The sequence below is a fragment of the Streptomyces asiaticus genome, assembly GCF_018138715.1.
Taxonomy (GTDB): Bacteria; Actinomycetota; Actinomycetes; order Streptomycetales; family Streptomycetaceae; genus Streptomyces; species Streptomyces asiaticus.
The window spans coordinates 9,930,099-9,942,755 of the sequence record NZ_JAGSHX010000006.1; the positions used below are offsets into that span (position 1 = coordinate 9,930,099).

Sequence of the window (12,657 nt, forward strand, 5' to 3'; positions counted from 1 at the left end):
ACCAGGGCCGCCCTCGTTCCCTTCACAGGCCGTTCCACCGCACCAGGCGGCGGCCAGGAGAATTCGCCATGTCCCATACAGTGATCGAAACCGCAGGCAACGGCCCCCTCGCAGGGGACGGCGTCCCGACTGCCGCGCCGCGGATTGACCCGGACCAGCGCGGCGGCCTCATCCCGGCAGGGGGGATCCGGGACGGGGTGCTGTACTTCCAGCGCTGCCGCTGGTGCCATACCGCAACCTTCCGCCGGCTGCTGTGCCCTGTCTGCGGCTCCACCGACATGGCCGAGGAACGCAGTGATGGTACCGGCGTCATCCATCACGTCACCGTCGTCGGCCGCAGCGCGGGCAGGCCCCGCGCCATGGCCATCATCGACATGCGCGAAGGGTTCCGCATCCGCGCCAGGGTCAGCGCCGTGCCGCTGGCCAGGGCGTGTGTCGGAGCTCAGGTGCGGCTGGGGTTCGGGCCGCAGCCACAGGAGATCGCCTTTCAGCTCTGCGACTGAAGTCCGGTGACCGACTAGAATCTGATCACGCAGTCGTCCCGCTGACGTCGTTCCGGACCCCGCGGGGGTGAGTACGGATGACCGGTAGCCCGGGTGATGATCCAAACCCCATGGCGCCGACCGGTGCGGGCAACGGCCCCGCCGTCTCCCGCCGGGAGTTCGACGCGATCTTCGAGGCGGTCCGTACGTGGGGCCGCTGGGATCCGGCCGATCGGGGCGCCTGGAACCGGGTGACCCCGGGCCATGTACAGCGGGCCACCGCCCGGGTGCGGTCCGGGACGGTCGTTCCGCTGGGTCTGCCCTGGAACACGCGGTCCGCACCGGACAACCGCGGGCCCGCCCTGCACCACATGACGGACCTCGGCGATGTGGAGGCCCCGGAGCCCTCCGTCCACAAGGACTTCATCGCCGTCGACCACCACGGCAAGGGCGTCACCCACCTCGATGCCCTGTGCCACGTCGCCTATCGGGGGCAGCTCTACGGCGGGCGGACGGCACGCGAGGCCATCGACGCGTCGGGCGCCCACCACGGCGCGGTCACCGCGCTCGGCCCCCTCGTCACGAAGGGTGTGCTGCTCGACCTCCCCGCCGTCCTGGGATCCCCCTGGCTGGAGCCGGGGCAGGCGGTCCACGCCGAGGACATCGCCGCGGCCGAGGAGGCGCTGGATGTGAGGATCGGCGACGGTGACGCGGTACTGCTGCGCTCCGGGCGCTTCCGTCGCCGTGCGGAACTCGGCCCCTGGGACGCCGACGCGGCCAGCGCCGGGCTGCATGTGGATGCCGTACCGCTGCTGGCCGAGCGCGGTATCGCACTGCTCGGCGGCGACGGTGACAGCGACGTACGTCCCTCGCCGGTCCCGGGTGTGCACTCTCCCGTCCATGCGCTCGCTCTGGCCGCGATGGGGGTGCCGTTGCTGGACAACCTCGATCTCGAAGCGCTCTCCTCCGCCACCGCCGAGGCGGGCCGATATGAGTTCCTCCTGGTCGTGGCGGCCCTGAACATCCCGGGGGGGACCGGCTCGCCGGTCAACCCGATCGCGGTTCTGTGACCTGCCGCCTTCTTCACCGCGTTATTGTCGAAAAGGGGATATTTTGGACTCATAGTCCGGGAGAGGCGTGATCCAGCGCGGTGCGGAACCGATTCTGGTGGGGCTCGCGAGAGGCGACATCGGGCCCGCATATCCGCGTGAGCGGTTCCTGGAGGGGGAGGCGGTCCAGGGCGGCGTCCAGGGAGGCGTGCGCAACCTCATCCTGAACTCATGGCAGCGCTGCCGGTCCCTGGGCCTGCCGCTGGGCGGAATGGAGCTGCCCTACCGGGCGGACGTCGATCCGGAGAGCAGGCTGGTCCGGGCGGCCGGTCCGGTGCTCGACCGGCTGCGGGCCAGGTTCATGGGCAGCCAGATGAACATCTCGCTCGCCGACGGAAGCGGGATGGTGCTGCTGCGCCGCTTCGGCGACGAGTCGTGGGCCAGAACCCTCCCGGACATCCAGCGGGTACCGGGCTTCGTTTTCGCCGAGCGGTTCGCCGGTACCAACGGCATCGGCCTCGCGCTCATGGAGAGGCAACTCATCCAAGTCTACGGCGCCGAGCACTTCGCCGAGCGCGGCCAGGCGAACGGCTGTCGCGCCATACCCGTTCATGACCCGTTCAGCGGGCGCGTCGAAGGCATCCTGTGCCTCGGCTATCCGCGCGACGCCTCGCATCCCGCGCTGGACGAGGTGGTGCGCAAGGCGGCTCAGGCCATCGAATGGCGTCTGCTGGAGGAGAGTTCGGCGCGAGAGCGCGCCCTGTTGCGTGCGTACCTGGGGGCGGGCCGGGGGCGGATGGGGGAGCCGTCGGGAGGCGAGCAGGCCATCGGGGTGGACACGCTCGTCGAGCGGCTGCACGACCATGACCGGATGGTGATCAAGGAGAAGGCCGCCGAACTGCTCTCCCACGCACAGCGGGCGGCCACCGCCGTGTCCCTGTCCGACGGACGGCGGGTCACCCTGATCAGCCGCCCCACGACGAGCGCGTCCGGAGTGGAGGGCATCGCCGTCGAGGCCGTCTTCCACGACGGCGCGCCCACCCTCCCGCGCCGTCCCGACATCCCGCACCTCGCCGCGCCGGGCCGGGGCGGTCCGGCCGCCGAGCGGACGACCGGCACGGTCGGTACCGCGGACGACCGGGCCAGAGGGCTGGTGCTGGTGGGCGAGCCGGAGGTGGGGAAGTACGCCCTGGCTGCGCGACGCCGCATGGAGCTGCTGTCCGAGGCCAGTGCGCGCATCGGCACCACCTTGGATGTGCACCGCACCGCCCGGGAACTCGCCGAGACGGCCGTCCCCCAGCTGGCGGACTTCGTCACGATCGACCTGCCCGACGCCGTACTGCGCGGCGAGGAACCCCTCGACCCCCGTAACGGCCTGCGCCGCGCGGTGGTGCACGGCATCCACGACGACTGCCCCTTCTATCCGGTCGCCAAGCGGATCGACTATCGTCCGACCACCCCTCAGCTGCGGTGCGTGAACACCGGGATGGCGATTCTGGAACCGGACCTGGAGGCCGCGGCGGGCTGGCTCGCCCAGGACCCCGAGCACACCGGGCGGCTGCTGGCCCACGTCCGCTCCCTCATCGCCGTACCCCTGATCGCACGGGGTGTCGTCCTGGGCATCGCCAGCTTCTACCGCTCGCTCGACCCCGCGCCCTTCGGGGACGACGACCGTTCGCTGGCCCAGGAACTGGCGTCCCGCGCCGCCCTCTCCATGGACAACGCCCGGCGCTACACCCGCGAGCACAACATGGTCCTGGCCCTCCAGCGCAGCCTGCTTCCCCACGGCGTGCCCGACCAGAACGCCGCCGAGGTGGCCCATCGCTATCTGCCCGCCGAGTCGCGGGTGGGCGGGGACTGGTACGACGTCATCGCCCTGCCCGGCACCCGCTTCGGCCTCGTCGTCGGCGATGTCGCCGGTCATGGCCTGCACTCCGCCGCCACCATGGGTCGGCTGCGCACCGCCGCACGCAGCTTCGCCGAACTCGACTTCCCTCCGGACGAGGTCCTCACCCACCTGGACAACCTCGTGGTGCGCCTCGACCGGGAGGAACACGGCGAGGGGGCGGCCGACGGATTCGGCATCATAGGCGCGACCTGTCTGTACGCCATCTACGACCCTACTTCGCAGCGGTGCACCATGGCCCGCGCCGGCCACCCGCCACCGGCGCTGGTCAGCCCGGACGGCAGCGTGTCGTTTCCCGACCTGCCCGCCGGCCCCCCGCTCGGCCTGGGCGGATTTCCCTTCGAAACCGCCGAGATCGAGGCCCCCGAGAACAGTCAGCTGGTCCTCTACACCGACGGGCTCATCGAGGACCGGCACCGCGACATCGACGTGGCCCTCGACCAGCTCCGCGATGCCCTGGGCCACCCGGAGCGTACGCCCGAGGACACCTGCCAGGCGGTCCTGGACGCCGTGGCCCCCGCCCATCCCGGCGACGACATCGCCTTGCTCGTCGCCCGCACCCATGCCCTCGCCCCCCACCGGATCGCCACCTGGGACCTGCCCGCCGACCCGGCCGTCGTCAGCGAGGTCCGTGCCGCCGCCGCCCGACGGCTCACCGACTGGGGCCTGGAAGAGGTCTCGTTCGTGGTGGAGCTGGTCCTCAGCGAGCTGGTCGCCAATGCCATCCGCCACGGCACCGGGCCCCTGCGGGTGCGGCTGCTCCATGACCGCACCCTGATCTGCGAGGTCTCGGACACCAGCAGCACCGCGCCGCATCTGCGCCGGGCCGCCACCACCGACGAGGGCGGCCGTGGGCTGTTCCTCGTCGCGCAACTGGCCCAGGCGTGGGGGACGCGCCACACCCCGGACGGCAAGGTCATCTGGGCCGAGTGCACCCTCGGTCCACCCTGAGCCGGCCGGCTCAGGGACGGCGGCCGGGCACCGGGCGGACAGACGAATGTCCCGCCGATCAATGCCTGATCAACTGACCCGTTGGAGTAACAGAGCCCCGGAAGACCGCTGGATTCCGGAGATATACCGGTCGCCCCCGCTACTGTCGTGGGTGATTTCGCGACAGTTCGCCAGGCCGACCCGGAGATGTCCGTGCATGACGCCACGTCGGTGAACGCATCCCCGGCCGCCCGACCGGACCCCCTCGTCCGCATCCGGGGTCTCAGCAAGCGGTTCGGCGGGACCCTCGCGCTGGACCGCGTCGACCTCGATCTCCACGGCGGCAGTGTGCTCGCCCTCCTCGGCCCCAACGGCGCCGGAAAGTCCACCCTCATCAAGGTGCTCGCGGGAGTCCACCCCGCCGACGGGGGAGAGGTGACGGTGGCCGGGCACCCACTGGGGACCGAGGCCGCCGCTTCGGGCATGTCCTTCACCCACCAGGACCTCGGCCTCGTGGAGTGGATGACGGTCGCCGAGAACATCGCCCTGGCCACCGGGTATCCACGCCGCGGCGGACTGATCTCCTGGCGGCGGACCACGGAGCGCGGCACGGAGGTCCTGCGGACCGTCGCCGGGCACCTTCCGGCCGACGCCACGGTCGCCGACCTCGCCCCCGCCGAGCGTTCCCTGGTCGCCGTCGCCCGTGCCCTCGCCACGAACGCACGGCTCATCGTGCTCGACGAGCCGACCGCCAGCCTTCCCGCCGCGGACTGCGCCCGGCTCTTCGACGTCCTGCACACCCTGCGCGACCGGGGGCACGGCATTCTCTACGTCACCCATCGCCTGGACGAGGTGTACGAGGTCGCCGACGCCTTCGCGGTGCTGCGCGACGGCCGCCTGGTCAGCCGGGGCCCGCTGGCGGACCACAGCCCCACCCGGCTGGTGCGGGACATCGTCGGCGACCAGCCGACCGGCTACCGGCCCGGCACCGCCTCCGCCGGCGGCCCGGCCGTGCTGACCCTCGACGGCGTTCGGACGGCACACGCCGGACCCGTCGACCTCGAACTGCGCGCCGGGGAGATCCTCGGTCTGGTGGGTCTCACCGGCGCCGGGCACATGGAACTCGGCCGCGCCCTCGCCGGCGCCCGGCCGGTCCTCGACGGGCGGGCCCTGCTCGACGGCCGGCCGTACCACCCCCGTACGGTCGCCGCCGCCGTCCGCTCCGGCGTCGGCCTGGTGACCGGCAACCGAGTGCAGGAGGGCTGCGCCGCCGAGCTGACTGTACGGGAGAACCTCCTGGCCAACCCCCGTGCGGGCGGTCTGCCGGCACTGCGCCGGCTCAGCCCCCGCCGCGAGCGCGCCGAGGCCGCCGCCTTGATCGAACGGTTCGCGGTGCGCCCCCGCGACACCGAGGCCCCGATCGCCACCCTGTCCGGAGGCAACCAGCAGAAGGTCATGCTCGGCCGGTGGCTCCGGGTGGGCCTGCGGCTGCTGATTCTCGAGGAGCCGACCGCGAGCGTGGACATCGGGGCCAAGGCCGCGATCTACCGCCTCCTCGACGAGGCGCTGGCCACCGGCCTCGCGGTACTGCTCATCTCCACCGACTCCGAGGAGGTCGCGGGCGTGTGCCGACGCGCCCTGGTGTTCGTCCGGGGCACCGTGACGGCCGAGCTGAGCGGCTCGTCGCTCACCGCCGCGGGACTCACCCGGGCCGTCTCGGCGATGCCGGCCCCCCGGACATGAGGGACCGATGACGAGCCCTCCTCCGCCACGGTCCCGGACGGGCCCACTCGGCAGACCGGGCCGGGGGCGCGGCCGGGGCCGGGCGGGCGGGCATCTGATCGGCACCTACGGCCTGCTGGCCCTCACCGCCCTGCTGTTCCTGATCTTCTCCGTGACCCTGCCGCGGACCTTTCCCACCCTGGACACCATCTCCTCGATCCTGACCACCCAGTCGATCCCGGCCATCCTCGCGCTCGGTGTGACGGTCCCCATCGCGACCGGCAATTTCGACCTCTCCATCGGCTACGGGCTCGGCCTGGCACATGTCCTGGTGATGCGGCTCATCGTGAACGAGGGGTGGCCCTGGCCGTTCGCCTGCCTCGCGGTGATCACCGGATCCACCGTCGTCGGCGTACTCAACGGTGTCATCGCCGAGTTCGGCCGGATCGACTCCTTCATCGCCACGCTCGGCACCGGCAGCATGCTGTACGCCTGCACTGGCTGGATCACCGGCGGCGGCAGGATCGTCCCCGGTCCGCAGGGGCTGCCGGCCGCCTTCACCGACCTCTACGACTCCACCTTCCTCGGACTTCCGGTGCCCGCCTTCTATGTGCTCGCCCTCGCGGTCGCCCTCTGGCTCCTGCTGGAGCGGCTGCCACTCGGCCGGTACCTGTACGTCATCGGCTCCAACCCGCGCGCCGCCGACCTCGTCGGCATCCCCACCCGTACGTACGCCGTCTGCGCCTTCGCGGTATCGGGGCTGGTCGTCGGCTGCGCCGGGGTGCTGCTCGCGGCCCAGCAGCAGATCGGCAACCCGAGCGTCGGCATCGACTACCTGCTCCCCGCCTTCGCCGGGGCGCTGCTCGGCTCCACCGCGATCAAACCGGGCCGCCCGAACGCCCTGGGCACCCTCGTCGCCGTGGCGGTCCTCGCCATCGGACTCGCCGGTATCGGCCAGCTCGGTGCCCAGTTCTGGGCCACCCCGCTGTTCAACGGCGGCACGCTGCTCATCGTCGTCGGCCTGGCCGGCTACTCCGCCCGCCGCCGGCTGCGCACCGGGGTCGGAGAAGCCTGACGTGCACCGCGACCGCGCCATCCCGCTCACGGCCGTCGTGCTGCTGGCGGCGACCGCCCTCGTCGGCTGCGAACGCGGCTCGTCGGCCGGTCCCGGAGAGTCCACCGCGGGCCCGAGCGGCTGCCCCGCGACCCTCGCCCGGGCCAAGGCCGCCGTCAAACGGGCCGAGCGGACCGATGTCCCCTGGAACGGCCCGACGAGCGGCCCCACGGCGGTGCGCGGCAAGACCATCGCCTATGTGGCGCAGACCATGACCAACCCGGGCGTCGCGGGCGTGGCGCAGGGCGTCCGGGAGGCGGCGAAGGTCATGGGCTGGAAGGTCCGGGTGATCGACGGAGGGGGCACCCCCGTGGGCATCCAGGCGGCGCTGAGCGAGGCGATCACCCTCGAGCCCTCGGGCATCGTCATCGGCGGCTTCGACCCCAGGGCGACCGCCCGGCAGGTCGCCCAGGCCAACGCCGCGGGCATTCCGCTCGTCGGCTGGCACGCGGTCGGTTCCCCCGGCCCCAGCAAGCGTCCCGAGCTCTTCACCAACATCACCACCGAGGTCGAGGAGGTGGCCGGGGTCAGCGCGGACTGGGTGATCGCACGGTCCGACGGCCGTGCCCGGGTCGTCGTGTTCACCGACGACTCGATCCCCTTCGCCAGGAAAAAGGCCGCACTGATCAGAAGGGGGCTGGCCAGGTGCCCGGGGGTGCGGCTGCTGGCCTACGCGAACATTCCGATCCCGGACGCCGGCAGCCGCACCCCTCAGGAGGTCTCCTCCCTCCTCTCGCGCTTCCCGACCACATGGGACTACTCCATCGCCATCAACGACCTGTACTTCGCGGACGCCGCCCCCGCCCTCCGGGCGGCCGGCAAACGGGGCACCGGCCCGCCCTTCAACATCGGCGCGGGTGACGGCGACCCCTCCGCCTTCCAGCGCGTCAACAGCGGGCAGTACCAGGCGGCCACCGTTCCCGAACCGCTGTCCCAACAGGGCTGGCAGGTGATCGACGAGTTCAACCGGGCCTTCTCCGGCCGGGCCCCCAGCGGGTACGTCGCCCCCGTCCACATCGTCACGGCCGCCAACAGCGGAGGGGCCACGAGCTGGAATCCGCCCGGCTATCGACGGGCGTACCGCAAGATCTGGGGCGAGTGACGCGCGAGGCCCCGCTTCCGCCGGCCGGCGGAAGCGGGGGCTCACGGGTGCGGGTGGTTCAGAGGGCGTCCGCGGCGCTACGGAGGTTCTTGGCGGCCAGGGCCAGACCCTCGGTCTGGGAGTAGGCGGCGTCCTCGTGTTCGATGTTGACGGCCATGTCGGGGTTCACCTCGGCGAGGGCGCGCAGGAACTCCGTCCAGAACGGCACGTCGTTGCCGAGGCCGACGGCGACGAACTTCCACGCCGGGTTCTCGGGCCAGGCGTTGCACCAGAAGCCGTAGCCGGTGGGGACCTTGCCGGGGGCGTCGGCGGGGACACGGGTGAAGGACGTGTCCAGGACGCCGCGGATGTCGGCGCCGGGGCAGAACGTGGCGTCCTTCGCGGCGGCGTGGAAGACCAGCGGGCCGAGCCACTTGACGGAGGCGACGATGTCCATGCCCTGCCACATCAGATGGGAGGGGTCCATCTCGGCGCCGATGTTGGTCGCGCCGGTCTCGTCCACGAGTCGCTTCAGGGTGACCGGGGAGAAGACGACGTTGTGCGGGTGCATCTCGATGGCGACCCGGACGTCGTTCTCCCGGGCGAGCGCGTCGATCTCCCTCCAGAACTCGACGGCCTCGCCCCACTGGTAGTCCAGGACGTCCATGTAGACGCCGTCCCAGGGGTTGACGACCCAGGAGGGGTACGTGGCGTCGGGGTCGGAGCCCGGGGTGCCGGACATGGTGACCACGTGCCTGACGCCGAGCAGGCCCGCGAGACGGATGGTGCGGCGCAGGTCGTCGGCGTGTTTCGGGCCGACACCGGGGAGGGGGTTGAGCGGGTTCCCGTTGCAGTTGAGGCCGGTCAGTTCCATCCCCCGGTCGGCGAAGGCCGCCAGGTACTCCTCGCGTGCGGTGGCCGAGGACAGCAGCAGGTCGACCGGGCAGTGCGGGGCGGGGATGAAACCGCCGGTGTTGACCTCGACCGAGGTCAGACCGTTCTCCTTCAGGATGTCCAGGGTCTCGGAGAGGGCGCGGTCGTGCAGACAGGCGGTGTAGGCGCCGAGCTTGAGGGCCATGGATACTGCTCCTTACGGGCGTTTCAGACGGCGGGCGGAACGTCGACGGCGGTGCCGCCCTGACGCGAGGACTCGACGACGGCCTGAATGATCTCCATCGTCCGCAGGGCGTCGGCGAACGTGGCGCAGGACGGCAGCGGTTCGGCCACCCCCGCGACCTGGTCGAGGAAGGCTCGGGCCTGGTAGGTGAACATCTCGGCGTTGCCGCCGCCCACACCCGGCGCCTCCATTGGGTAACCACCCTTGAAGTAGGGCAGGTTCGGGCCGGCGATGATCTGGCGGGCGCCGCTCGGGCGGGCGTCGGGCTGTGCGCCGTCGAAGAGGTACTCGGCCGGGCGGTGCTGGTCGAACGCGGCCCGGCCGCCCACGCCCAGGACGTCGAAGGAGAGCCCGTTGGGCAGTCCGAAGGCGGTGCGCGAGACCGAGAAGGTGCCGACCAGACCGGACTCGAAGCGGGCGGTGAAGGACGCGGTGTCCTCGTTCTCGACCGCGCCGAGCTCGTCCGAGACCGGCGCGGCGTTATGGCCGACGACCGCGCCCAGCGGCAGGGGCCGCTGGGGGATCTGCGTCGACAGCGAGGCACCGGAGACCGTGGTGATGGGGCCCGCGATGTACTCGGCGGTGTCGATCACATGCGCACCGACGTCCCCGAGCGCACCGGAACCGGGCCCGCCCTTGAACCGCCAGCTCAGCGGCCCCTTCGGGTCGGTCGCGTAGTCGCACCAGTACCGGCCGCTGAACAGCGTCAGATCGCCCAGTTCATCGCGCAGGACATGATCGCGGATCGCGGCGATGGCGGGCGAGCGGCGGAAGGTGTACCCGACGGCGGTCACCACATCGGTGCCGCGCTCCAACTCGGCCATCGCACGGGCGTCCTCGAGCGTTCCCGCCAGCGGCTTCTCGCACAGCACATGCTTGCCCGCCGCGACCAGCGCCTCGGCGATCGGGCGGTGCAGATCGTTTCCCACGACGATGCTGACGGCGTCGATGGTCGGGTCCTCGGCGACGGCCTCCCAGCTCGGCAGCGCCTTCTCATAGCCGTAGCGGCGGGCGGCGTCCTCGCCGAGCGCGCTGTTGGCGTCGGCTATCGCGGCCAGCCGGACCGGCGACAGACCCGCGTCGAAGACGGTGTTGACGCCGCGATAGCCGGCGGCGTGGGCTCGGCCGGCCATCCCGGCTCCGATCACCGCGACGGAGAGGGGTCGGGCGGACGTGGTCATGGCGGCTGCCTTTCGAAGGTGGGGGTGCGGTCGGTCAGGGGGTGCGGCCGGTCAGGAATGGGCGGCCAGATATTCGTCGATCTTCTTCCGCATGAAGGCGGAGGACTCCCTGGCCCGTTCCTCCCAGGCGAAGACGCAGGCGGTCAGGGTGGAGTCGAAGCCGTGTGCGCGCAGTTCGCGGAAGAGCTCGTCGAAGTCCACCTCGCCCTGGCCGATGTCGAGGTGCTGATGGATCCGGGCCGGGGTGCCGGGCGGGTTGAGGATGTAGCGGTTGCCCGAGGACGCGGTGTGGTCGAAGGAGTCCGCGAGGTGGACATGGGTGAGGAGGTCGCCCGCGTACTCGATGAGGCCGGGCGCGTCGTCGCCGATGTGGAAGGTGTGCGGGGCGCAGTAGAGGAAGCCGACGTGGGAGTGGTTGATGCCCCGGATCAGGTTGATCGCGTCGTAGCCGTTCTCGATGAAGTCGTCCGGGTGGGGTTCCAGCGCGAGCTTGATGCCCTCGCGCTCGAACACCGGGAGCAGTTCCTCCATCGAGCGCCAGAACTGCGCCTCGCTGCGGTCCGGGTCCTCGGGGCGGCCGTTGAACTCCGAGATCATGCTGTCCACTCCGAGGTCCGCACAGATCTGGATCGAGCGCTTCCAGTACCGGACCGCGGCCTGCCGTGCGTCCTCGTCCGGGCCGGACCAGCGGAACAGGGGCAGCAGGGAGGAGATTCCCACTCCGGCCGTGTCCAGCGCCTTGCGGAACTTCCCCACGGTGGCGTCGTCGACACGGGGGTGGCGGAAGAAGGGGATGAAGTCCTCCCGGGGGGAGAGTTCGATCCACTCGTAGCCCAACTCGGCCACCACCGAGGGCAGTTCGAGGAGCGGAACGTCGCGGATCATAAACGGGTCGAGGGCGATCTTCATGGGGAATCCCTTCGGGCCGGGGGAAGATGGGCGGAGTGGGTTATGCGCGTCACCGGTTGGTGGGTCATGCGCGTCACCGGTTGCCCTTCGCGGCGAACTTCGCGATCGTGTCGACGTTGGACTTGTCGACGAAGGCCGGTCCGGTCAGCACCGGCTGCTCACCGCCGCCGCTGAAGTTGCCGTTGGTCCTGTGGAGCCACAGCGAGTCGATCGCCAGATAGCCCTGTAGATACGGTTGCTGGTCGACGGCGAACTGGATGTCGCCCTTCTCGACGGCGGAGACGAGTTCCTTGTTGAGGTCGAAGGTGGCGACCTTCGCCTTGCCGCCGCCCTCGGACACGGCCTGTACGGCGGTGAGCGCGATGGGGGCGCCGAGCGTGATCACCTCGTCGATGGAGCCGTCCTGCTTGAGCTTGGCGTTGATCGTGGACTTCACGGACGGCATGTCGGTGCCGTTGACGTAGAGGATCTCCGTCTTGCCGTGGAAGGTCTTCTTCACGCCGGCGCAGCGCTCTTCGAGGTTGACATCGCCCTGGGCCTGGATGACACAGAGGGCGTGCTTGGCGCCGGTGCCGTTGAGCTTGGTGCCGAGTGCCTGGCCGGAGACGGACTCGTCCTGGCCGAAGAACGACAGCAGGCCCTGCTCCTTCCAGACGCTCAGCCCGGCGTTGAGGCCGACGACCGGGATGCCCGCCTTCTCGGCCTTGGCGACCACCGCCTTCAGGGCGTCGGGCTTGGCGAGGGTGACGGCGATGCCGTCGCCCTTCTGGTTGATCGCGTTCTGCACCAGGTTGGCCTGGTCGCCCGCGTTCTCGTCGCCGGAGTAGATGAGCTTGACGTTGTCCTTGGCGGCGGCGGTCTGGGCGCCCTTGCGGACGGTGTCCCAGAAGGTGTCGCCGGCGGGCGCGTGGGTGACCAGCGCGATCGTCATCCGGGGGGTGCCGGCCTTGCCCGCGGGGACGCCGGCCTCCTCCTCCTGGGCCTTTTTCCCGCCCGAACTGCTGGAGCAGCCCGCGAGGGTCAGGGCGGCCGCGACGGCGACGGCCACGACGCGCGGGGATCCGGCGGATCTCGGGGGACGGGGGAGAGATATGCGGCTCATGCTGCGTGCACCTCGCTGTGCGTCGGGGAGGGGAGGGTGGATCACCAAGCTGCCGGTCGGGCGG

Annotated in this window: 10 protein-coding genes; 6 read left to right on the forward strand and 4 right to left on the reverse strand. The window is 71.2% G+C overall.

Going from position 1 to position 12,657, the window contains the following annotated elements; genetic code table 11:
- Window positions 1–68: 68 nt before the first annotated feature.
- The 6 genes from KHP12_RS49470 to KHP12_RS49495 all read left to right on the forward strand — a co-directional run bounded on the left by KHP12_RS49470 (window position 69) and on the right by KHP12_RS49495 (window position 8,305).
- Window positions 69–503, forward strand: a complete 435-nt coding sequence (locus tag KHP12_RS49470; RefSeq protein WP_086883815.1) for a Zn-ribbon domain-containing OB-fold protein — start codon at window positions 69–71, stop codon at window positions 501–503.
- A gap of 77 nt (window positions 504–580) precedes the next feature.
- Window positions 581–1,552 carry a cyclase family protein gene (locus tag KHP12_RS49475; RefSeq protein WP_086883816.1) on the forward strand — a complete coding sequence of 324 codons (972 nt, stop codon included), beginning with the start codon at window positions 581–583 and terminating at the stop codon, window positions 1,550–1,552.
- A gap of 67 nt (window positions 1,553–1,619) precedes the next feature.
- Complete coding sequence (locus tag KHP12_RS49480) at window positions 1,620–4,388, forward strand: SpoIIE family protein phosphatase (protein WP_210608862.1); 2,769 nt, start codon at window positions 1,620–1,622, stop codon at window positions 4,386–4,388.
- 186 nt (window positions 4,389–4,574) lie between these two features.
- Window positions 4,575–6,110 (forward strand): sugar ABC transporter ATP-binding protein, encoded by a 1,536-nt coding sequence (locus tag KHP12_RS49485; protein WP_086885009.1) that lies wholly within the window; start codon window positions 4,575–4,577, stop codon window positions 6,108–6,110.
- Between the two features lie 7 nt (window positions 6,111–6,117).
- Window positions 6,118–7,164, forward strand: coding sequence for an ABC transporter permease (locus tag KHP12_RS49490; RefSeq protein ID WP_211834774.1), 1,047 nt, complete (start codon window positions 6,118–6,120; stop codon window positions 7,162–7,164).
- Between the two features lies 1 nt (window position 7,165).
- On the forward strand, window positions 7,166–8,305 hold the full coding sequence (locus KHP12_RS49495) for a substrate-binding domain-containing protein (protein ID WP_167442526.1): 1,140 nt from the start codon (window positions 7,166–7,168) through the stop codon (window positions 8,303–8,305).
- Window positions 8,306–8,363: 58 nt separating this feature from the next.
- Here the strand turns inward: KHP12_RS49495 and KHP12_RS49500 are convergent, their stop codons facing one another.
- The 4 genes from KHP12_RS49500 to KHP12_RS49515 all read right to left on the reverse strand — a co-directional run bounded on the left by KHP12_RS49500 (window position 8,364) and on the right by KHP12_RS49515 (window position 12,593).
- Entirely contained in the window at window positions 8,364–9,362 is a 999-nt protein-coding gene (locus tag KHP12_RS49500) for a sugar phosphate isomerase/epimerase family protein (protein WP_086884534.1), read from the reverse strand.
- Window positions 9,363–9,385: 23 nt separating this feature from the next.
- Window positions 9,386–10,582, reverse strand: coding sequence for a Gfo/Idh/MocA family protein (locus tag KHP12_RS49505; protein WP_086884533.1), 1,197 nt, complete (start codon window positions 10,580–10,582; stop codon window positions 9,386–9,388).
- A gap of 51 nt (window positions 10,583–10,633) precedes the next feature.
- Window positions 10,634–11,491 carry a sugar phosphate isomerase/epimerase family protein gene (locus KHP12_RS49510; protein ID WP_086884532.1) on the reverse strand — a complete coding sequence of 286 codons (858 nt, stop codon included), beginning with the start codon at window positions 11,489–11,491 and terminating at the stop codon, window positions 10,634–10,636.
- Window positions 11,492–11,564: 73 nt separating this feature from the next.
- Window positions 11,565–12,593 carry a sugar ABC transporter substrate-binding protein gene (locus tag KHP12_RS49515; RefSeq protein ID WP_211834776.1) on the reverse strand — a complete coding sequence of 343 codons (1,029 nt, stop codon included), beginning with the start codon at window positions 12,591–12,593 and terminating at the stop codon, window positions 11,565–11,567.
- Between the last annotated feature and the right edge of the window lie 64 nt (window positions 12,594–12,657).